Annotated in this window: 19 protein-coding genes; 17 read left to right on the plus strand and 2 right to left on the minus strand. The window is 71.1% G+C overall.

All coding sequences use genetic code 11. From position 1 onward, the window contains the following. Positions 1 to 6: 6 nt before the first annotated feature. The gene (locus tag ACJJVL_RS09420) at positions 7 to 909 is read right to left on the minus strand and encodes a DUF4870 domain-containing protein (RefSeq protein ID WP_405218379.1); all 903 of its coding nucleotides are present in this window, start codon (positions 907 to 909) and stop codon (positions 7 to 9) included. A gap of 174 nt (positions 910 to 1,083) precedes the next feature. On the opposite strand from ACJJVL_RS09420, the gene hrcA reads away from it, so the two are divergent. The 16 genes from hrcA to ACJJVL_RS09500 all read left to right on the plus strand — a co-directional run bounded on the left by hrcA (position 1,084) and on the right by ACJJVL_RS09500 (position 17,276). Then, on the plus strand, positions 1,084 to 2,097 hold the full coding sequence (gene hrcA, locus ACJJVL_RS09425; RefSeq protein WP_405218380.1) for a heat-inducible transcriptional repressor HrcA: 1,014 nt from the start codon (positions 1,084 to 1,086) through the stop codon (positions 2,095 to 2,097). Next, positions 2,098 to 3,186: a DnaJ C-terminal domain-containing protein gene (locus ACJJVL_RS09430; protein WP_405218382.1), complete on the plus strand. Its 1,089-nt coding sequence runs from the start codon at positions 2,098 to 2,100 to the stop codon at positions 3,184 to 3,186. Continuing rightward, on the plus strand, positions 3,186 to 3,911 hold the full coding sequence (locus ACJJVL_RS09435; protein ID WP_405218384.1) for a 16S rRNA (uracil(1498)-N(3))-methyltransferase: 726 nt from the start codon (positions 3,186 to 3,188) through the stop codon (positions 3,909 to 3,911). Before ACJJVL_RS09430 ends, ACJJVL_RS09435 begins: the two co-directional genes overlap by 1 nt. A gap of 24 nt (positions 3,912 to 3,935) precedes the next feature. After that, positions 3,936 to 4,280 carry an HIT domain-containing protein gene (locus ACJJVL_RS09440; protein WP_405218385.1) on the plus strand — a complete coding sequence of 115 codons (345 nt, stop codon included), beginning with the start codon at positions 3,936 to 3,938 and terminating at the stop codon, positions 4,278 to 4,280. A 34-nt stretch (positions 4,281 to 4,314) separates the two neighbouring features. Continuing rightward, positions 4,315 to 5,283 (plus strand): PhoH family protein, encoded by a 969-nt coding sequence (locus ACJJVL_RS09445; protein ID WP_405218467.1) that lies wholly within the window; start codon positions 4,315 to 4,317, stop codon positions 5,281 to 5,283. Then, positions 5,283 to 5,759: an rRNA maturation RNase YbeY gene (ybeY, locus tag ACJJVL_RS09450; protein ID WP_405218386.1), complete on the plus strand. Its 477-nt coding sequence runs from the start codon at positions 5,283 to 5,285 to the stop codon at positions 5,757 to 5,759. Before ACJJVL_RS09445 ends, ybeY begins: the two co-directional genes overlap by 1 nt. Next, positions 5,759 to 7,042 carry a hemolysin family protein gene (locus ACJJVL_RS09455; protein ID WP_405218388.1) on the plus strand — a complete coding sequence of 428 codons (1,284 nt, stop codon included), beginning with the start codon at positions 5,759 to 5,761 and terminating at the stop codon, positions 7,040 to 7,042. The genes ybeY and ACJJVL_RS09455 overlap by 1 nt, the downstream gene beginning before the upstream one ends. Beyond that, on the plus strand, positions 7,039 to 8,049 hold the full coding sequence (gene era, locus ACJJVL_RS09460; protein ID WP_405218390.1) for a GTPase Era: 1,011 nt from the start codon (positions 7,039 to 7,041) through the stop codon (positions 8,047 to 8,049). The genes ACJJVL_RS09455 and era overlap by 4 nt, the downstream gene beginning before the upstream one ends. A 400-nt stretch (positions 8,050 to 8,449) precedes the next feature. After that, positions 8,450 to 9,652, plus strand: coding sequence for a sensor histidine kinase (locus ACJJVL_RS09465; protein ID WP_405218391.1), 1,203 nt, complete (start codon positions 8,450 to 8,452; stop codon positions 9,650 to 9,652). After that, positions 9,649 to 10,299, plus strand: a complete 651-nt coding sequence (locus ACJJVL_RS09470; protein WP_405218392.1) for a response regulator — start codon at positions 9,649 to 9,651, stop codon at positions 10,297 to 10,299. The genes ACJJVL_RS09465 and ACJJVL_RS09470 overlap by 4 nt, the downstream gene beginning before the upstream one ends. Before the next feature lie 157 nt (positions 10,300 to 10,456). Then, the gene (locus ACJJVL_RS09475) at positions 10,457 to 11,440 is read left to right on the plus strand and encodes an alpha/beta hydrolase (protein ID WP_405218394.1); all 984 of its coding nucleotides are present in this window, start codon (positions 10,457 to 10,459) and stop codon (positions 11,438 to 11,440) included. 123 nt (positions 11,441 to 11,563) lie between these two features. Then, a complete protein-coding gene (locus ACJJVL_RS09480) occupies positions 11,564 to 12,382 on the plus strand; it encodes an ABC transporter ATP-binding protein (RefSeq protein ID WP_405218395.1) in 819 nt (272 codons plus the stop codon). Beyond that, complete coding sequence (locus ACJJVL_RS09485) at positions 12,379 to 13,839, plus strand: FtsX-like permease family protein (protein ID WP_405218397.1); 1,461 nt, start codon at positions 12,379 to 12,381, stop codon at positions 13,837 to 13,839. Before ACJJVL_RS09480 ends, ACJJVL_RS09485 begins: the two co-directional genes overlap by 4 nt. A gap of 157 nt (positions 13,840 to 13,996) precedes the next feature. Further along, positions 13,997 to 15,760 carry a 2-isopropylmalate synthase gene (gene leuA, locus ACJJVL_RS09490; RefSeq protein ID WP_405218398.1) on the plus strand — a complete coding sequence of 588 codons (1,764 nt, stop codon included), beginning with the start codon at positions 13,997 to 13,999 and terminating at the stop codon, positions 15,758 to 15,760. A gap of 2 nt (positions 15,761 to 15,762) precedes the next feature. Next, complete coding sequence (gene recO / locus ACJJVL_RS09495) at positions 15,763 to 16,494, plus strand: DNA repair protein RecO (RefSeq protein WP_405218400.1); 732 nt, start codon at positions 15,763 to 15,765, stop codon at positions 16,492 to 16,494. Further along, the gene (locus ACJJVL_RS09500) at positions 16,491 to 17,276 is read left to right on the plus strand and encodes an isoprenyl transferase (RefSeq protein WP_405218402.1); all 786 of its coding nucleotides are present in this window, start codon (positions 16,491 to 16,493) and stop codon (positions 17,274 to 17,276) included. The genes recO and ACJJVL_RS09500 overlap by 4 nt, the downstream gene beginning before the upstream one ends. Before the next feature lie 807 nt (positions 17,277 to 18,083). Here the strand turns inward: ACJJVL_RS09500 and ACJJVL_RS09505 are convergent. Continuing rightward, positions 18,084 to 18,686, minus strand: coding sequence for a nucleotidyltransferase domain-containing protein (locus tag ACJJVL_RS09505; RefSeq protein ID WP_405218404.1), 603 nt, complete (start codon positions 18,684 to 18,686; stop codon positions 18,084 to 18,086). 183 nt (positions 18,687 to 18,869) lie between these two features. On the opposite strand from ACJJVL_RS09505, the gene ACJJVL_RS09510 reads away from it, so the two are divergent. Continuing rightward, positions 18,870 to 20,249, plus strand: a complete 1,380-nt coding sequence (locus ACJJVL_RS09510) for a glycine--tRNA ligase (RefSeq protein WP_405218406.1) — start codon at positions 18,870 to 18,872, stop codon at positions 20,247 to 20,249.

Consider the following 20,249-nt stretch of genomic DNA (forward strand, 5'->3'; position numbering starts at 1 on the left):
GCCGCGCTACTTCACGAGCCGCCAGTTGAACGGGTAGCGGTAGGAGCCGCCGCCGTTCACGCGCATGCCACCGATGATCGAGAAGATCGCCTGCAGCAGGCCCGGGATCCAGTAGAGGGCGCTGATGAACCCGAGCAGGCCGAACGTCGGGATGGCCAGCAGGATGCCCACGAACATGATGCCCACGGCGAGGATCGTCATGAAGATGCCGAAGTTCAGCGCTTCCTTGGACTCCTGGCGCGCGAAGGCGCTGCGGTCCTTATAGATGAGGAAGACGATGAGCGGCCCGATCCAGCCACCGAAGCCGCCGGTGATCACGGTCGACAGTCCCGAGAGGTGCCCCCACATGCCGGCGTTCTTCTCGTCGACGGGCGACATCGGTGCGGCAGCGCTGTACTGCGGCTGACCGGGTGCGCCGTACTGCGGCTGACCGGGCTGCCCCGGTGCGCCGTACTGCTGACCGGGCTGCCCCGGTGCGCCGTACTGCGACGGTCCCGGCTGGCCGGGAGCGCCGTACTGCGATGGACCGGGCTGGTTCTGCTGCGCGTGGGGAGGCTGACCGCCCAGCGGCTGGCCGGCGCCGCCCTGCCCCGGCGCCGCCGACTGCTGCCCTGACTGACCGTAGGTCGGAGCGCTGCTCGCCTGGCCGTAGCTGGGCGCGCCGTCGGACCCCGGCTGCTGGCTCTGCTGCCAGCTCTGGCTGCCCTCGCCAGCGCTGAAGGCGGGCTGCCCGGGAGCCTCCTGCTCGGGAGGCACGGGGGCGGAGGAGAACGACTGCGCGGGCTCACCGACGCCCGGGGCCGCTGGAGCGCTCGGGGTAGCGTGCTGCTCACCGGTGACGGCGAACCCGTCGGCGGACTGGTCTGCGGGATCGGTGCCCTCTGCACGAGGCGTATTCGGATCAGACATTGCGTGCCTTTCTTCGATCGTCGTCGCAAGGCGCCGGAGCGCGCCGCTCCTATCATTGTGCGCCTCTCCGCCTGAGGATCCCATGCCAGAGTTGCAGACGGGTAGGATTGGCAGTCAGGAGCAGAGAGTGCCAAGCGTGGGGCGTCCTATCGCCTGCAGCGGAGAGGAGCGCGGATGGTCTCGGATCGCGGTCTCGACGTGCTGCGCGCGATCGTCCAGGACTACGTCGCCCTGCGCGAGCCGGTCGGCTCGAAGTCGATCGTCGAGCGGCACGCCTTCGGCGTCTCCGCCGCCACCATCCGAAACGACATGGCGCTGCTCGAGGAGGAGGAGCTCATCGCGGCTCCGCACACCTCGTCCGGCCGCATCCCCACCGACAAGGGGTATCGGGTCTTCGTCGACCGGCTGCAGCGCATGCAGCCGCTGTCGCACGCGCAACGGGTGGCCATCACGCGCTTCCTCGCCGACTCCGTCGACCGCGAGGATGTGCTCGACCGCACCGCCCGACTGCTCTCGCAGCTCACGAATCAGGTCGCGCTCGTGCAGGTGCCGCTGCGCCGCCACGCGGTGGTGCGCCGCGTCGAGCTGGTCGCGGTGGTCGAGCATCGGCTGCTGGCTGTCCTGATCCTTGATTCCGGACGCGTCGAGCAGCGCGTCGTCGACGCGCAGCAGCGGATCGACCCGGAGCAGGCGACCGCCCTCGGCCGCGCACTCACCGAGACCGTCGGCGAGCACACGCCCGCCGAGGCGATCCGACGCCTTGCCTCGGTCGCGGCGACCGCCCCCGACGCGCTCAGGCCCGCGACCGGCGCCGTGGCGCAGGCGCTGGGCGAGATGCTGCAGACGGGTGGCGGCGACCGCATCGTGATGGCGGGAGCATCGCACCTCGTGCGCGAGGAGCGTGACTTCCAGGGCACGGTGACGCCCGTGTTCGACGCCATCGAGGAGCAGGTCACACTGCTGCGCCTGTTCGACGAGATGGGCCTCGAGGGTGAGGTCGCGACCCGCATCGGGCGTGAGCTGACGGGCCCGCTGGGGGAGGCCTCCGTGGTCGCCTCCACCTACAGCACGGACGGCATCGAGGGACATATCGGCGTGCTGGGACCGACCCGCATGGACTATGCAGGAAACATGGCCGCGGTGCGCGCTGTTGCGCGCTACCTCACGCGGCTGCTGAGCGAGGACTGAGTGACAGACCACTACGAGACCCTCGGCGTCGCGCGCGACGCCGGCCAGGACGAGATCAAGAAGGCCTACCGCAAGCTCGCTCGTGAGCTGCATCCGGATGTGAATCCGAGCGCGGAGGCCTCGGATCGCTTCAAGGACGTCACGCACGCCTACGACGTGCTGGGCGATGCGCAGTCGCGCGCGGAGTACGACCGCGGGCCCACCGCGGGTGCGGGCTCATTCGGCTTCGGCGACATCTTCGAGCAGTTCTTCGGCGGCGGAGGTCGCACGAGCGGCCCTCGCTCGCGCAAGCAGCCCGGCCAGGACAGCCTGCTGCGCGTCGACCTCGACCTGGCCGACGTGATCTTCGGCGTGCATCGCGAGCTGCGCGTGCAGACCGCGGTGCTCTGCGGTACCTGCGACGGCGCGGCGACAGCTCCCGGCACGAGCCCCGAGCGCTGCCTGCAGTGCGGCGGCTCCGGCCATGTGCAGCGCCAGGTGCGCTCGTTGCTCGGCAACGTCGTCACCAGCCAGCCGTGCGTCGTCTGCCAGGGCTTCGGCAGCGTCATCCCGCAGCCGTGCCACACCTGCGCCGGCCACGGCCGGGTGCGCGCGGAGCGGACCATCCCGGTCGACATCCCCGCAGGCGTCGACACGGGCCTGCGCATCCAGATGCCCGGTCAGGGCGAGGTCGGCGAGGGTGGCGGGCCGGCCGGCACGCTCTACCTCGAGATCAACGTGCGTCACCACGAGGTGTTCAGCCGCGACGGTGATGACCTGCTCGGCACGATCGAGGTGTCCATGCCCGACGCAGCGCTCGGCACGCGCGCGACGCTCGATGGCATCGACGGCTCGATCGACGTCGAGGTGCGCGCCGGCACGCAGTCGGGCGATGTGATCTCGATCGCGGATCGCGGTGTGACGCGGCTGCGGGGCGCGGGTCGCGGCGACCTCAAGCTCGGCGTGCAGGTGCTGACACCGACGAAGACCGACCGCCGCACCGAGGAGCTGCTGCGCGAGCTGCGCGAGCGCACCAAGGCGCCCGGCCCTCAGCTGTCGCAGCACCGTCAGGGGCTCTTCGCCAAGATGCGCGACCGCTTCCGGATCTGATGGCGCACTGCTACTGGCACGACGCGCTGTCGGGCGCGGCGGCAGGCGACCTCGTGACGCTCACGGGCGACGAGGCGCATCACGCGGCCGTCGTGTCGCGGATGCGGCGCGGCGAGCGCGTGCTCGTCAGCGACGGCAGGGGAGTGCTCGCCGAGGGCGTGATCGACCGTGCCGAGCGCGATGGCGTCGACGTGGTGCTGCAGCGCATCGAGCACGTCGACGCGCCGAGCCCGCGGATCGGCCTCGCGCAGGCGCTCGCGAAGGGAGACCGCGCCGAGCTCGCGGTGCAGGCGGCGACCGAGCTCGGCGTCGATGCGCTGGTGCCGTGGCAGGCGCGCCGCAGCGTCGTGCAGTGGAAGGGCGAACGGGGAGAGAAGTCGCTCGAGCGCTGGCGCAAGGTCGTGCGGGAGGCGGGCAAGCAGGCGATCCGGCCGCACCTGCCGCAGGTCGCTCCGGTCGTCGACACCGCCGGGCTCGCGCTGCTCGCCGGCGCGTGGCAGCTGATGGTGCTGGACCCGGCCGCGCCGCGCTCGATCGCCGAGGTCGCGATCGAGCGCGACGTGCTGCTGGTCGTCGGTCCCGAGGGCGGCATCGATCCCGCCGAGCTCGAGACGCTCGACGCCGCCGGCGCGGCCCGCGTGCGCATGGGCGACCACGTGCTGCGCACGTCGACCGCGGGGCCGGCTGGCCTCGCGGCGCTCTCGCTGCGACTCGGCCGCTGGTGAGCGGCACGAAGGTAGGCTGATCGCATGGCCGAGCCGACACTGTTCGAGAAGATCGTCGCACGCGAGATCCCTGCGGAGATCGTGCTCGAGAACGACCGCATCATCGCGTTCACCGACATCAATCCGCAGGCACCGATGCATGTGCTGGTGGTGCCGAAGACCGCCGCGTACCGCGACGTGGTCGAGCTCGCTGCAGGCGACCCCGACCTCCTCGCCGAGATCGTGCAGGCGGCGCGGGCCATAGCGCGGGAGCGCGCCGAGGGCGACTTCCGCCTCGTGTTCAACACCGGCGAGCTCGCCGGACAGACCGTGTTCCACGCGCACGCACACGTGCTCGCAGGAACGCTCGGAGAGGGTTCGCTTGCCTGACGACACGCAGTCGATCGAGATCGACGGCATCGAGATGGTGCGGCTGCTGGGCCCGCAGGATCGGCTGCTGACGCGGCTGGAGCGCGAGCACCCCGATGTGCACGTCGCGGTGCGCGGCAATCTCGTCACGCTCACCGGCCCCGAGCCCGCGGTCGAGGTCGCGACACGGCTCGTGCAGGAGCTCGTCGACCTCGTGCGGCAGGGCACCGACCTCACCGACAGCGAGGTGGGCGTGGGGTCGCGCATCCTGCGGCAGGACTCCACCCGCAGCCTCGCCGACGCGATCGGCGAGGTCATCCTCACCTCCAGGGGCAAGTCGATCCGCGCGAAGACCGAGGGCCAGCGCGACTACGTCGAGGCCATCGACGCGCACACGATCGTGTTCGGCATCGGCCCGGCCTGCACCGGCAAGACCTACCTTGCGATGGCGAAGGCCGTGCAGGCCCTGCACCGCAAGGAGGTCAGCCGCATCATCCTCACGCGTCCCGCTGTGGAGGCGGGCGAGCGGCTGGGCTTCCTGCCCGGCACCCTCACCGACAAGATCGACCCCTACCTGCGGCCCCTGTTCGATGCGCTCAACGAGATGATGGACCCGGAGCTGCTGCCGAAGCTGCTCGCGACGGGTGTCGTCGAGGTCGCACCGCTCGCCTACATGCGCGGCCGCACGCTCAACGACTCGTTCATCGTGCTCGACGAGGCGCAGAACACGAGCCCGGAGCAGATGAAGATGTTCCTCACGCGCCTCGGGTTCGGCTCGAGGATGGTCGTCACGGGGGATGCGACGCAGGTCGACCTGCCGGCCGGCACGTCCGGCCTGCAGGTCGCGAAGCAGGTGCTGCACAGCCTTGACGACATCCACTTCGCGACGCTGACGAGCGCCGACGTGGTTCGGCACACGCTCGTCGGCGCCATCGTGGACGCCTACACCGAGCACGACCAGCGGCAGATGGCGCGCACCGCCCGCGCGACCCAGCAGCATCGCAACCGCGGAAGGCGCAACTGATGTCGATCGACCTGCTGAACGAATCGGGCACCGCGGTCGACGAGGCCCAGCTGCTGCGGCTGGTCGCCTTCGACCTGCAGGAGCTCTTCGTCCACCCGCACGCCGAGGTGTCGATCGCGCTCGTCGACGTCGCGACCATGGAGCAGCTGCACGTGCAGTGGATGGACGAGGCCGGCCCCACCGACGTGCTGTCGTTCCCGATGGATGAGCTGCGACCGGGATCCCCGGGGCGCGCGACGCCCGCGGGACTGCTGGGCGACATCGTGCTGTGCCCGGAGGTCGCGCAGGAGCAGGCGGCCGAAGCCGGCCACGACCTGATGACGGAGCTCCGCCTGCTCACCACGCACGGTCTGCTGCACCTGCTCGGCTTCGACCACGCCGAGCCGGCGGATCGCGACGAGATGTTCGCGCTGCAGGACAAGCTGCTGGCGGCGTTCGAGGCCCGCGACAGCGGCACGCCCGGCCTCGTCGGCTGATGTTCGCGACCGTCCTCTTCCTCGTCGCAGCGCTGCTGGTCGCCTTCGGCGCTTGGCTCGCCGCATGCGACGCCGCGCTCGGCGTCGTCTCCAGGGCCGAGCTGCAGGAGGCCGCCAAGCACGCCCGTCGCAGCAGCGCGATGCGCGCCATCGCCGACGACCTCTCCGCGCACGTGATGACGCTGCAGTTCGGCCGCATCATGTTCGAGACGGTCGCGGCGGTGCTCATTACGCTCGCCGTCGATTCGCTCGTCGTGCAGTGGTGGATCACGCTGCTCATCGCCGGCGGCGCGATGATCGTGATCTCCTTCGTGCTCGTCGGCTCGAGCCCTCGCGCGGTCGGCCGCGCCCACGCTGTGGGGCTGCTGCGCGCATCCGCCGGCTTCATCCGCTTCTGGCGCGTGCTGACCGGCCCGATCGCGTCGCTCGTCGTCACGGTGGGCGACAAGGTCACGCCCGGCCGGCAGCGCGAGACCGCGTTCGGCACCGAGCAGCAGCTGCTGTCGATGGTCGACGCGGCCGCGGAGAGCGCCGTGCTCGAGGATGACGATCGCGAGCTGATCCACTCGATCTTCGAGTTCAACGAGACGCTCGTGCGCGAGGTGATGGTGCCGCGGCCGGACATGATCGTCGTCGAGAGCGACGCGACCGCCAAGGATGCGCTGCGCATGTTCCTCGACAACGGACTCTCGCGCATGCCGGTGGTGGGGGAGTCGACCGACGAGATCGACGGCATCCTCTACCTTCGCGACGTGGTGCGCAGCAACACCTGGCGGCCCGATGCCGACGAGACCGCTGCCGATCTCGCGCGGCCCGCGATCCTTGTGCCGGAGTCGAAGAAGGCCGATGACACGCTCGCGCTCATGCAGGCGGAGCGGATGCACGTGGCGATGGTCGTCGACGAGTACGGCGGCATCGCGGGCCTCGTGACGCTGGAGGACCTCGTGGAGGAGCTCGTGGGCGAGATCCACGACGAGCATGACCGCGGCAGGGCCGAAGCGGTCGACGCCGGAGACGGCACCTGGCACGTCTCCGCTCGACTGCAGATCGATGAGCTCGGCGACCTCTTCGGGCTCGATCTCGACGACGAGGACGTCGACACGGTCGGCGGGCTCGTGCAGAAGGAGCTCGGCCGCATCGCGGAGGTGGGCGACGTCGTGGAGACGGACGGGCTGCACATCGAGGTGCGATCGATCGACGGTCGCGGCCGCAACGCAGGGGAGATGGGCGTGTGGCGCACCTCCGAACCCGACGAGCAGAGAGCACCCGAGGGGGCAGCATGACCGACGACCAGCGCGAGACGACCGGGCGCGAGGAGCGCGGGGCCGATCGCACCGATGCGGAGCCCGCCCAGGCTGAGCCCGCGGAGCCGGTCGACACGGGCCGTGCCGCGCAGATCGCCGCCGCCCACCGCAGCGGCTTCGTCACCTTCGTCGGCCGCCCCAACGCTGGCAAGTCGACGCTCATGAACGCGATCGTGGGCGAGAAGATCGCCATCACCTCGTCGAAGCCGCAGACGACGCGGCACGCGATCCGCGGCGTCGTACACCGCGAGGGCGCGCAGCTCGTGATCGTCGACACCCCCGGCATGCACAAGCCGCGCACGCTGCTCGGCCAGCGCCTCAACTCGGTCGTGAAGACCACGCTCGGCGACGTGGACGTGATCTGCCTGTGCATCCCCGCGAACGAGGCGCTCGGCGTCGGCGATCGCTACATCGACCAGCAGCTCGAAGGCTTCCCGCGCGCGAGGAAGATCGCCGTGGTGACGAAGACCGACCTCGCCTCGAAGGAGGCGGTGGCGAAGCAGCTCCTCGCCGTCTCCGAGCTGCGGGAGTGGGATGCGATCGTGCCGCTCTCCTCGGTCAGGGGGACGCAGCTCGACGTGCTGGTCGAGCAGCTCGTGGCCCTGCTGCCGTACGGCCCGCCGCTGTACGAGGCCGAGACCACCACGGAGGAGTCGCTCAGCGTGCGCATCGCCGAGCTCGTGCGCGAGGCAGCGCTCGAAGGCGTGCGCGACGAGCTGCCGCACTCGATCATGGTGACGATCGACGACATCGTCGCGCGCGAGGATCGCGAGCTCACCGACGTCTACGCGAACCTGTGGGTCGAGCGCGACAGCCAGAAGGGCATCATCATCGGCAAGGGCGGTTCGCGCCTGCGCCAGGTGGGCGCGGATGCCCGCGCCGAGATCGAGCGCGTGCTCGGCACGCAGGTGCACCTCGACCTGCGGGTGAAGGTCGCGAAGGAGTGGCAGGGCGACCCGAAGCAGCTGGGCCGCTTCGGCTTCTAGCCGCGGCGCTGCCTGCCGACTGCAGCGAACCGACTGGTGCTGCCGTGCCCGACCGGTGCTGGCGCGCCAGCCCTGCTCGGGCGGAACCGCACCAGTCGACCGGTAGCGGGCCGCGCGCAGTGCCGAGCAGCGGATGCGGCAGCGGATCGCCCGCGACGCTCGGCAGCGCGCTGCGCCGCCGTACCGAGCAGCGGATGCCGCCCCGGCCCGCACCGTGCGATCAGCCTCGCGCTCCGCGACCGTTCCGAGCAGCGGATGATTCGGCGGAACGTCGCGAATCGAGGCTGCATCGTCCTCTGCTGAGCGATCGTCCTCGATCTGCGACACCGCGCCTCCACCCAGCGGATGATTCCAGCCCGCTGCGCCGCCCCACGCCGTCGCTTCGCCGTAGCCTGATCCCATGCCGACGACCGTGACCGCGGAGGCCGAGCCAGCCTCGGCCGCGCCGTCGAGGCAGCCGTGGATCGACCGGGCCACGCTGAAGGCCGACGCGGTGCTCATCGCGGTGACGCTGACCGTGCTGGCGATCCCGACGCTGCTGCTGATGATCGTCATGGTCGATGGCGGTCAGTGGGCGCTGTCGCTCGTCGTCACGGCGGCGATCGTGGCAGCGATCCTCGTGCGCCGCACGCATCCGGTGCTCGCACTCGCCGGGCTCACGCTCGTCGCCGCGGGTCACGTCGCACTGCACCTGTGGATGTTCCCGGTGTGGTTCGGCGCGCTCGTGGTGCTCTACTCGGTCGGTCGATTCTGCCGCTGGCCGGGACGGCTCATCGGCTTCGGTCTCGCATTCGTCGCCTCGCTGCTGGCGGCCTACTGGTTCGTAATAGAGATCTCGACGAGCTCCGGCGGACTGCTGACCTCGGTTGCGGTGCTCTGGATCCCGCCGATGCTGCTGTTCAGCCTCGCAATCCTCACCGGCTGGGGCGTCGCGGCGGTGGATCGCAGCACCGAGGCGAGCGAGGTCGCGCAGGTCTCGCTGCGCCGCGCCGACCACGAGGAGGAGCGCGCGGCGCTCGCGCGGGACATGCACGACGTCGTCGCCCACTCGCTCGCGGTCGTGATCGCGCAGGCGAACGGCGCTCGCTACACGCAGGATCCCGCGGCCAAGGATGCATCGCTCGAGTCGATCGCAGGCACGGCCAAGGAGGCGCTGGGCGACGTGCGGCTGCTGCTCGGTCAGCTGCGGCACACCGAGGCGCCGGATCCGATCGCGTCGATGGCCGGTGTCGATGCGCTGATCGCGCGAATGCGCGAGAGCGGCCTCGACGTGCGGCTCGAGCGGGTGGCCGCCGACGTGGCGCTGCCGCGCACGGCCGACATCGCGGCGTACCGGATCCTGCAGGAGGCGCTGACGAATGCGCTGCGGCACGGCGATCGCAGCCAGCCCGTACACGTGCGACTGCGTGGCGTGACGCTCGCACCCGGCGCCGATGGCATCGTCGTCGACGTGCACAACCGCCTGCAGACGGAGCCGGGTGCCGCGGGCCACGGCGTGCGCGGCATGCATGAGCGCGCCCGACTCGCGGGCGGAGAGGCCTGGACGGGCATCGAGCAGGGGTGGTTCCGCGTGCGCGCAGCGTTCCCGGTGGGCGTGCGATGATCCGGGTGCTCATCGTCGATGACCAGGCGCTGTTCCGCGGCGGCATCCGGATGCTCGTGGAGTCGCAGCCGGACATGGCGTGCGTCGGCGAGGCCGCCGACGGGGCGCAGGGGGTGCGGATCGCCGCGGAGACGCAGCCCGACGTCGTCCTCATGGACGTGCGGATGCCCGTGCTCGACGGCATCGGCGCGACCGCGCGCATCGTCGCCGCGCGCCCGCAGAGCCGCGTCGTGGTGCTCACGACCTTCGATCTCGACGAGGCTGCGGCGCGCGCGATCCGCGCGGGCGCATCCGGGTTCATCCTGAAGGATGCGGAGCCCGAGCTCGTGCTCGCGTCGATCCGCACGGTCCACGCGGGCAACGAGGTCGTCGCCGCCAGTGCCACCAGGGCGCTGTTCAAGGCGTTCGGCGCCCAGCGCCGGCAGGCGCCGAGCACGTTCGGCGGGCTCACCGAGCGGGAGCGGCAGATCTTCGGCCTGGCGGCGAAGGGCCTCTCCAACACCGAGATCGCCCGCAGCGAGTTCGTGTCGGAGGCGACGGTGAAGACGCACATCTCGCGCATCCTCACGAAGCTCGGCCTGCGCGACCGCGTGCAGCTGGTCGTGTTCGCGTACGAGCACGGCCTCACGGGCGAGACGCTCGCCTGACGTCCGCAGCGCAGAGATGTCGCGATCGGTCGTTCAGACGGGCGGATGCGCGCAGATGGCGACAGCTCTGCGGCGCGGCCGGGGCCGCGGTGGCGTGGTGAGCGCGGGGCCGCGGTGGCGTGGTGAGCGCGCGGAGCGCGGCTCCTAGGCTGGCTGCATGGCAGAGGAGTGGCGGCCCGACGTGCTCGGGGCCGGGTTCGAGCAGCTGACGCTGCCGCTCGGCACCGATGACGAGGGCGCGGTCGTCGCAACGCTCGTGAGGAGCATGCCGCCGTGGCGGCTGCGGCCGCGACCGCTGCACGATGTCGACGTGCTCTACGTGCACGGCTGGACCGACTACTTCTTCCAGGCCTCCCTCGCGGCGTTCTGGGACACCAGAGGTGCGCGATTCTTCGCGCTGGACCTGCGGAAGTACGGCAGGAGCCTGCGCGAGGGGCAGACGAACGGCTTCATCACCCATCTCGAGGCCTACGACGAGGACATCGCCGCCGCACTCGCCGAGATCCGTCGCGACGCGCCCGGGCGCCGCCTCGTGCTGCTCGGGCACTCGACGGGCGGCCTGACGCTCAGCCTGTGGGCGGATCGGCATCCCGGCGAGGCAGCGGCGGTCATCCTGAACAGCCCGTGGCTGGAGTTCCAGTTCAGTGCCGCCGCACGCGCCGCGATCAGCCCGGTGGTGGGCATCCGGGCCAAGCGGCACCCGTTCACTGCCGCGCCACAGCTCGACTTCGGCTACTACGCCCGCGCCCTCGAGGAGGTCGCCGATCCCAACGACCCCGTCACGATCAACCTCGAATGGCGGCCCGAGCTGAGCTGGCCGGTGCGCACCGCCTGGCTCGATGCCATCCTCACCGGCCACAACCGGGTCGCTGACGGGCTCGACATCGATGCGCCGGTGTGCGTGCTCCTGTCGGCCCGCAGTGCACCGCCGCTGCGCTGGTCTGCGGACCTGACCAACGTCGATTCGGTGCTCGTCGTCGACGACATCGCGCGCGCATCGCTGAAGCTCGGCGCCTCCGTGACGATCGAACGCATCGACGGCGCGCTGCACGACGTCTTCCTCTCTCGCAGGATCCCGCGCGTGGATGCCTATCGCAGGCTCGACCGCTGGGCGCGCGGATGCCTCGCGCCGCGCATCTGAGCACGCCAGTCGTGCGCCGACCGCTCGGGAGCGCAGTCGGTCGCCGCGGATCATCCCAGCGGATGACGCAAGGTCGACCCTGGGCGTGACGACGCCGCGCGGTGGCGGCCGAAGACTGGAAGCATGCACCAGCACGCACTCCGGCTCCACGCCGTCACGAAGCGCTTCGGCCTCGGCGACGCATCCGTCACCGCCCTCGACAGCCTCGACCTCGAGATCGCGCCAGGGACGCTCACCGCGATCATGGGCCAGTCCGGCTCCGGCAAGTCGACCCTGCTGCACCTGGCTGCCGGCCTCGACGCGCCCACCTCGGGCGACGTCGTCATCGGCGGCACGTCGGTCGTCGGGCTCGACGACGACGCGCTCACGGCGCTGCGCCGCCAGCAGGTCGGCGTCGTCTTCCAGTCCTTCAACCTCGTTCCCAGCCTCACGGCGATCGAGAACGTGCAGCTCCCCGCGCTGCTCGCGGGCGTCGCGCCCGACGGGAAGCGCATCCAGGACCTGCTCGACGACCTCGGAGTCGCCGGGCTCGGTGCGCGGCGTCCGCACGAGCTCTCGGGCGGCCAGCAGCAGCGCTTCGCGATCGCGCGCGCGCTCGCGCATCGACCGTCCATCGTGCTGGCCGACGAGCCGACCGGCGCGCTCGACAGCGCGACGTCGCTCGAGGTGCAGGAGATCCTCGTTGCGCAGGCCGCCGCGGGCCAGGCGATCGTCGTCGTCACGCACGACCCCGTGGTCGCCGCGCGCGCCGAGCGGGTCGTGCTGCTTCGGGATGGTCGCATCGACGACGATCTGCCGGCGACCGACGCCGCGACGATCGCGCAGCGGATGCTGCAGCGCACGGGCGACGCAAGCACCGCATCTGCCGGGCCCCGGATCGCGGGCCAGGCTGACGCACGCGGGTCGGCGGGCACGCACGGCGCGACGGGCGGCATTCGATGACCGCGACCGCCGCCGCGACCGCCGCCGCGACCGCCGCGCCCGCGGCTGCAGGCCCGGCCCGCACCGCCGGAACCTCTTCCCGCACGGGGGCCGTCCTGGCGTTCGCTGTCGCAGCGCTGGCCTCCGCGTTCGGTACGGCGCTGTCGACGCTCATGGAGCACGCGGCGCTCGCGCTCTACGGCGAGCGGATGGTCGCCGAGAGCGAGACGGCGCGCCTGCTGCTCGCGCTCGCAGGCACCCTGCTCATCGGCGTCTCGGTCGTCGTCGCCGCCATCGTCGTGCGGCAGGCGCTCACCGGAGCCGTCGAGGACCTGCGCGGTGAGATCGCGCTGCGGCGCCTGCTGGGCGCGACGGCGCGATCCGAGCGGCGGCGGATGCTCGGCCGCTTCGCCGCCGTCGGAGTCGGCGGCGCGGTGCTCGGCTGGGTCGTGGGCGTGCTCGCGGCGATCCCCGTCGAGGCGCTGCTGACGCTGCCGGAGGAAGGACTCGAACTCACCGGCATGCCGCCGGTCATGCCGGCGGCGCTCGTGCCCGCCGCCGCGGTCGCCCTCGCGGCGATCGTCGCCGCCTGGCTCGCGACCCGCACGGTGCTCGCCGTGACGCCGCTCGAGGCGCTGCGCGGCTCCGCTATCGACGTCGAGACGGCCGGTCCGCGCAGCCGCAGGCTCGGTGCACGTGCCGCGCTCGCGCTCGGCACACTGCTGCTCGTCGCAGCCGTGCTGCTCGGGGCGATCACGCCGTTCGCGGTGCTGGTGGGCTTCGCCGGCGGCGTCGTGCTCGTCATCGGCATCGTCGGCATCGCACCGGCCGTCGCGCCGCCGCTCGTCGCCCTGGCCGGCCGCGCGATGGGCCGCTCGGTGCCCGCGCGGGTCGCGGCCGGCACGCTCGCAACGCATCCGGGTCGCACGGCATCGCTCGTGCTCGCGCTCTTCGTGGGCACGGCGATCGTCGTGATGATGGTCACCGCCGGCGCCTCGCTCACGACCGCGGTGAGCACGATCGAGCGCGACCCGGTGTTTCGCGCGGAGCTCGAGGCGCTCTTCTCGGGCGTCACGACGGTCATCACCGCGATCGTCGCCTTCTCAGCGGTGCTCGGGGTGCTCGGCTTCGTCGCGTCGATGCTGCTGTCGGTGCGCCGGCGCACGCGCGAGATCGGGCTGCTGCGCATGCTCGGCCTCCGGCGTGCGCAGACCCTGCAGATGCTGCTCGCAGAGGCGGGCGCGGTCACCCTCGTCGCGGTCGCGACCGGCTTCGGCGTCGGCGTGCTGCTCGGCTGGATCGGCGTGCAGTCGACCGTCGGATCGGTGTTCGGCGTCGTCTCGACGGCGCCGACGATCCCGTGGCAGCTGCCTGTCGCGCTGCTCGTCGCCGGGCTCGCGGTCGCCGTCGCCGCCAGCTGGCCTGCGGGGCGACGCGCCGCGCGCATCGCGCCGCTGGCGGCGGTCGCGGACGACTGACCGCCCCGTGCGTCGGCGTCCGGGAGCACGGGCGGTGTACGCTGGGCAGATGCAGAACGTGCTGCTCCTTCGTCGCCGCGACGAGGCCTGACACCCGGGCTTCCTCGTCGCGGAGGCCGTCCTGCCCGGACTTCAGGAGCGAGCGACAGGAGCAACGATGAAGAACATGCAGCAGCCGAGCGGGATGCCGGCGCACCGCTACACCCCGTACCACGAGCAGATCTCGGTCGACCTCCCCGATCGCACGTGGCCGTCGAAGCGCATTGAGCGCGCGCCGCGCTGGTGCGCGGTCGACCTGCGCGACGGCAACCAGGCGCTCATCGATCCGATGACGCCCGACCGCAAGCTGGCGATGTTCGAGCTGCTGGTGCAGATGGGGTACAAGGAGATCGAGGTCGGCTTCCCGTCGGCGAGCCAGACCGACTTCGACTTCGTGCGGAAGCTGATCGATGAGCGGCTCATCCCCGACGACGTCACGATCCAGGTGCTGACGCAGTGCCGCGACCACCTCATCCGCCGCACCTTCGAGTCGATCGAGGGCGCCAGCCAGGCGATCGTGCACATCTACAACTCCACGAGCGTGCTGCAGCGCGACGTGGTCTTCCGCTCCGACCGCGAGGGCGTCAAGCAGATCGCCGTCGACGGCGCGAAGCTGTGCCTCGAGCTGGAGGGCATGCTGGAGCAGACGAAGGTCTTCTACGAGTACAGCCCGGAGTCGTACACGGGCACGGAGCTCGACTACGCGGTCGAGGTCTGCAACGCGGTCATCGAGACGCTCGACGCGCGCCCCGAGCGGCCCGTCATCATCAACCTGCCGGCGACCGTCGAGATGGCGACGCCGAACGTCTACGCCGACTCGATCGAGTGGATGCACCGCAACCTCGCGCGCCGCGAGTCGGTCATCCTCTCGCTGCACCCGCACAACGACCGCGGCACGGGCGTCGCCGCTGCAGAGCTCGGCTACCTGGCCGGCGCAGACCGCATCGAGGGCTGCCTGTTCGGCAACGGCGAGCGCACCGGCAACGTCGACCTCGTCGCGCTCGGGCTGAACCTGCTGACGCAGGGGATCGACCCCGAGATCGACTTCTCCGACCTCGACCACGTGCGTCGCGTCGCCGAGCACTGCAACCAGCTGAAGGTGCACGAGCGCAGCCCGTGGGCCGGCGACCTGGTCTACACGGCCTTCTCGGGCTCGCACCAGGATGCGATCAAGAAGGGCTTCGAGCGGATGGCCGCCGACGCCGACGCGCAGGGCAAGAGCATCGATGAGATCACGTGGGCGGTGCCGTACCTGCCGATCGACCCGAAGGACGTCGGCCGCAGCTACGAGGCTGTCATCCGCGTGAACTCGCAGTCGGGCAAGGGCGGTGTCGCCTACCTGCTGAAGTCGGACCACGGCCTCGACCTGCCGCGGCGGCTGCAGATCGAGTTCTCGAACATCGTGCAGGCCCGCACGGACAGCGAGGGCGGCGAGGTCTCGAGCGACGAGATCTGGAACATCTTCGGTGACGAGTACCTGCCCAGCGAGCCGCACAACGACGCTGCGCAGTGGGGCCGCTTCGAGCTGGTCGGCTTCTCGACGACGTCGTCGAACGAGGGCGAGGCGCAGCTCACGGCGCGCCTGCGCGACGGCGAGTTCGTGCGCGAGGTCGCGGCCACCGGCAACGGGCCGATCGACGCGATGCTGACGATGCTGCGCACCGAGGGCGTGCAGGTGACGCTCACCGACTACGTCGAGCACACGATGAGCGCGGGCTCCGACGCGACCGCCGCCAGCTACATCGAGCTCGATGTCGACGGTGCGACGGTGTGGGGGGTGGGCCTGAACCCGAGCTCGACGTCCGCGTCGCTGCAGGCGATCATCTCCGGTGTGAACCGGGGACTGCGCATCCACGACCGTCGGGCGCTGCCGGTCAGCTGACCGTGCCCACCTATCGCGACGAAGGGGTCGTCCTCCGCACCCACCAGCTGGGGGAGGCCGACCGCATCGTCACGCTGCTGACGCGCGAGCACGGCAAGGTGCGTGCGGTCGCGCGCGGCGTGCGCCGCACCTCATCGCGGTTTGGGGGGAGGCTCGAGCCGTTCATGGTCGCCGATCTGCAGCTCGCGGTCGGGCGCAGCCTCGACATCGTCACGCAGGCGGTGACGCTCGGCTCCTACGCACCCGTGATCGTCTCCGACTATCGCGCGTACACGGCTGCCACCGCCATGGTCGAGACGGCCGACCGGCTGACGGACGAGGACGGCTCGAGGCAGCAGTACCTGCTCCTGGTGGGTGCGCTGCGCAGCCTCGCGCGCTCGGAGCACGACCCCTCGCTCACGCTCGACTCGTACCTGCTGCGTGCGCTGTCGATCGCGGGTTGGGCGCCGTCGTTCGGAGACTGCGCCGTCACGGGTGAGCCCGGCCCGCACCGCGCCTTCGTCCCGCAGCTGGGCGGCATGGTCGCCGACCATTCGGCGCCGCCGGGATCGCTGCGCATCGATGCGACCACGCTCGGGCTGCTCTCGGCGCTCCTCACGGGGGACTGGGCCGCGGCAGAGGCGAGCCACGAGGGCGTGCGCAACCGCGCATCCGGAGCCGTCTCCGCCTATGTGCAGTGGCACCTGGAGCGCGGCCTGCGCAGTCTCGAGCACGTCGATCGGGGTCAGCCGTGAGCGAGATCGAGCTGCGGCCGATCGACTGGACGGGGGAGCATCCGCCCAGGTACGACCGCGGCAGCGTGCCGGGGCACGTGGCCATCATCATGGATGGCAACGGGCGCTGGGCGAACCAGCGCGGCCTCACGCGCACCCAGGGGCACGCGGCCGGCGAAGCGGTGCTGCTCGACGTGGTCGCCGGGGCGGTGCAGGCGGGCGTGCAGCACCTGTCGGTCTACGCCTTCTCGACCGAGAACTGGAAGCGCAGCCCCGACGAGGTGCGGTTCCTGATGGGCTTCAACAAGGACGTGCTGCGCCGTCGCCGTGATCAGCTCGACGCCTGGGGCGTGCGCGTGCGGTGGGCGGGCAGGCGGCCGAGGCTCTGGCCGAGCGTGGTGCGCGAGCTCGAGGAGGCCGAGCGCCGCACGGCCTCGAACTCCACCATGACGCTGCAGATGTGCGTCAACTACGGCGGCACGCTGGAGATCACCGATGCCGTGCGCTCGATCGCGGCGGATGTCGCGGCGGGGCGCCTCAAGCCCTCCGGCGTCACCGACAAGCTCGTGCGCAGCCGAATGTACAACCCGGATGTTCCGGACGTCGACCTCTTCATCCGCTCGTCCGGCGAGCAGCGCATCTCGAACTTCCTGACCTACCAGGGCGCCTACGCCGAGATGGTCTTCCTCGACCGGCTGTGGCCGGACTTCACGAGGCGCGACCTCTGGCGCGCCCTCGACATCTACACCGGTCGCGACCGTCGCTTCGGCGGCGCGATCGACGCCCCGACCCCCTCCACGTAGGTCGCCCTCGTAGGTCGAGGAGGCGGCAACCCTCGTAGGTCGAGGAGGCGGCAACCCTCCTAGGTCGAGCGGCCGGCCCGCAGGTCGAGGAGGCGGCGGAGCCGCCGTCACGAGGCCGGAACTGGCGCCGCCTTCGATCTCGTGACGCGTGCGTGCTGCGCCCGCCCGCTCCTCGATCTGCGGGGTCTTCGTAGGTCGAGGAGGCGGCGGAGCCGCCGTCACGAGGCCGGATCGTGCGCCGTCTTCGATCTCGTGACGCGTGCGTGCTGCGCCCGCCCGCTCCTCGATCTGCGGGGTCTTCGTAGGTCGAGGAGGCGGCGGAGCCGCCGTCACGAGGCCGGATCGTGCGCTGCCTTCGATCTCGTGACGCGTGCGTGCTGCGCCCGCCCGCTCCTCGATCTGCGGGGTCTTCGTATGTCGAGGAGGCGGCGGAGCCGCCGTCACGGGGCTGGATCGTGCGCCGCCTTCGATCTCGTGACGCGTGCGTGCTGCGCCCGCCCGCTCCTCGATCTGCGGGGTCTTCGTAGGTCGAGGAGGCGGCGGAGCCGCCGTCACGAGGCCGGAACTGGCGCCGCCTTCGATCTCGTGATGCGTGCGTGCTGCGCCCGCCCGCTCCTCGATCTGCGGGGTCTTCGTATGTCGAGGAGGCGGCGGAGCCGCCGTCACGGGGCTGGATCGTGCGCCGTCTTCGATCTCGTGACGCGTGCGTGCTGCGCCCGCCCGCTCCTCGATCTACGGCGGGGTGACGCCGCTCGGTCGGCTGCGCACGCCAGTTCCTGGATCTACGGCGGAGTGCCGCTCCTGGATCTACGGAGTCAGGCGGTCGCGCCAGGGGTGGTCGTCGGCGAGCCGCTCGATCAGCCAGGCGCGCGCCTCGGCATCGAGGGCGGGCAGGGCATCGTCGAGCCACTCGACATCCGCGTGGTCGGCGGCCGCGTATGCCAGCACGATCTGCGGCTTCGCGAAGCGGATGTCGCCCTCAGCCACGAGCGCGTGCTCGAGCGGCATCGTCACCGCCGTGTCGCGGCGGAACCGCCAGGTCTCGGCGTCGCTCGGGTCGAGCAGCACCTCGAACTCCCACAGGCTGTAGGCGCTGCGACGCAGCCAGATGCTGGAGGTGCCGATGGGCAGCACATCGGAGTCGTGGGGGAGCAGCGGCTTCAGCGCGCCCTGGAACGCGCACCACAGCTGCCACTTGCCGCCCAGCCAGCCGCGCAGCAGGCTCAGCTCGCTGCGCGGGATGACGATGTCGATGTCGCCGTGCGGGCGGCGCTGCTGCAGCGCGTGGTCGATCGCCCAGCCTCCGCCGATCCACCAGGCACCGGAGTAGCCGTCGAGCAGCTCAGCCGCATCAGAGGGCCAGCGCTCAGCCCATGCGCCGTAGAGCTCGAGCTGCTCGTCACTCTGCAATGGGCCCTCCTCGCCACGACTGGGGGCGCGCGCGCCCAAGCCACGAGCCTAGCTCAGCGGGCGATGCCCGTGCAGTCCCCGCCCACTGCGCTCCGGGCCGCGAGCACCGGCTCGGCTCGGTAGAATCGAGGTTCATGTGCCGCATCCCAGCCAGGGGTGCACGGCCGATCGCAAGGAGCGCCCGTGGTCCAGAACCGTCTTGATGCCGTCATCAACCTCGCGAAGCGTCGGGGATTCGTGTTCCAGGCCGGCGAGATCTACGGAGGCTCCCGCTCCGCATGGGACTACGGTCCCCTCGGCGTGGCGCTCAAGGACAACATCAAGCGCCAGTGGTGGAAGACCTTCGTGCAGGGTCGCGACGACATGGTGGGTCTCGACTCGTCGATCATCCTGCCGACCGCGGTCTGGCACGCATCCGGGCACGTCGCGACGTTCACCGACCCGCTCGTCGAGTGCCTGCAGTGCCACAAGCGCCACCGCCAGGATCACCTGGAGGAGGCGTTCGAGGCCAAGAAGGGCCGCGCCGCCGCCTCGATGGAGGACATCACCTGCCCCGACTGCGGCACCACCGGCAAGTGGACCGAGCCGCAGATGTTCTCGGGCCTCATGAAGACCAACCTCGGCCCGGTCGACAACGAGGCGGGCCTGCACTACCTGCGCCCGGAGACCGCGCAGGGCATCTTCACCAACTTCCTGAACGTCGTGACCGTCTCGCGCAAGAAGCCGCCGTTCGGCATCGGCCAGGTCGGCAAGGCGTTCCGCAACGAGATCACGCCCGGCAACTTCATCTTCCGCACCCGCGAGTTCGAGCAGATGGAGATCGAGTTCTTCACGCACCCGGATGAGGCCGGCGAGTGGTTCGACACCTGGGTCGAGGCCTGCTGGGCCTGGTTCCTCGACCTCGGCATCGACGAGGGCAACATGCGCCGCTTCGACGTGCCGGATGAGGAGCGCGCCCACTACTCGGCGGGCACCATCGACTTCGAGTACCGGTTCGGCTTCCAGGGCTCCGAGTGGGGCGAGCTCATGGGCGTCGCGAACCGCACCGATTTCGACCTCTCCTCGCACTCCAGCGCCTCCGGCAAGGACCTCGTCTACTTCGACCAGGCCTCCGGCGCCAAGTACACGCCCTATGTCATCGAGCCGTCGTTCGGCCTCACGCGCAGCATGATGGCCTTCCTCGTCGACGCGTACGACGAGGAGGAGGTGCCGAACGCGAAGGGCGGCACCGACACCCGCACCGTGCTCCACCTCGACCCGCGCCTGGCGCCCGTCAAGGTCGCGGTGCTGCCGCTCAGCCGCAACGAGCAGCTCTCGCCGCTCGCCCGCGGGATCGCCGACCGCCTCCGCAAGCTCTGGGCGATCGAGTTCGACGACGCCGGCGCCATCGGCCGCCGCTACCGCCGTCAGGACGAGGTGGGCACGCCCTTCTGCGTCACCGTCGACTTCGACTCGCTCGAGGATGGCGCGGTGACGGTGCGCGAGCGCGACTCGATGCAGCAGACGCGCGTGAAGGTCGACGACCTCGAGGCGCACCTGGCGCAGGGACTCATCGGAGCGTGA

The organism is Agrococcus sp. Ld7, assembly GCF_045064095.1.
GTDB lineage: Bacteria > Actinomycetota > Actinomycetes > Actinomycetales > Microbacteriaceae > Agrococcus.

Bases quoted from the DNA above. Each gene is read 5' to 3' on its own strand.
- ybeY (WP_405218386.1), top strand. From the start codon at position 5,283: ATGTCGATCGACCTGCTGAACGAATCGGGCACCGCGGTCGACGAGGCC.
- ACJJVL_RS09485 (WP_405218397.1), top strand. From the start codon at position 12,379: ATGACCGCGACCGCCGCCGCGACCGCCGCCGCGACCGCCGCGCCCGCG.
- leuA (WP_405218398.1), top strand. From the start codon at position 13,997: ATGAAGAACATGCAGCAGCCGAGCGGGATGCCGGCGCACCGCTACACC.
- ACJJVL_RS09465 (WP_405218391.1), top strand. From the start codon at position 8,450: ATGCCGACGACCGTGACCGCGGAGGCCGAGCCAGCCTCGGCCGCGCCG.
- ACJJVL_RS09480 (WP_405218395.1), top strand. From the start codon at position 11,564: ATGCACCAGCACGCACTCCGGCTCCACGCCGTCACGAAGCGCTTCGGC.
- ACJJVL_RS09475 (WP_405218394.1), top strand. From the start codon at position 10,457: ATGGCAGAGGAGTGGCGGCCCGACGTGCTCGGGGCCGGGTTCGAGCAG.
- ACJJVL_RS09445 (WP_405218467.1), top strand. From the start codon at position 4,315: ATGGTGCGGCTGCTGGGCCCGCAGGATCGGCTGCTGACGCGGCTGGAG.
- ACJJVL_RS09455 (WP_405218388.1), top strand. From the start codon at position 5,759: ATGTTCGCGACCGTCCTCTTCCTCGTCGCAGCGCTGCTGGTCGCCTTC.
- ACJJVL_RS09435 (WP_405218384.1), top strand. From the start codon at position 3,186: ATGGCGCACTGCTACTGGCACGACGCGCTGTCGGGCGCGGCGGCAGGC.
- era (WP_405218390.1), top strand. From the start codon at position 7,039: ATGACCGACGACCAGCGCGAGACGACCGGGCGCGAGGAGCGCGGGGCC.
- hrcA (WP_405218380.1), top strand. From the start codon at position 1,084: ATGGTCTCGGATCGCGGTCTCGACGTGCTGCGCGCGATCGTCCAGGAC.
- ACJJVL_RS09440 (WP_405218385.1), top strand. From the start codon at position 3,936: ATGGCCGAGCCGACACTGTTCGAGAAGATCGTCGCACGCGAGATCCCT.
- ACJJVL_RS09470 (WP_405218392.1), top strand. From the start codon at position 9,649: ATGATCCGGGTGCTCATCGTCGATGACCAGGCGCTGTTCCGCGGCGGC.
- ACJJVL_RS09420 (WP_405218379.1), bottom strand. From the start codon at position 909: ATGTCTGATCCGAATACGCCTCGTGCAGAGGGCACCGATCCCGCAGAC.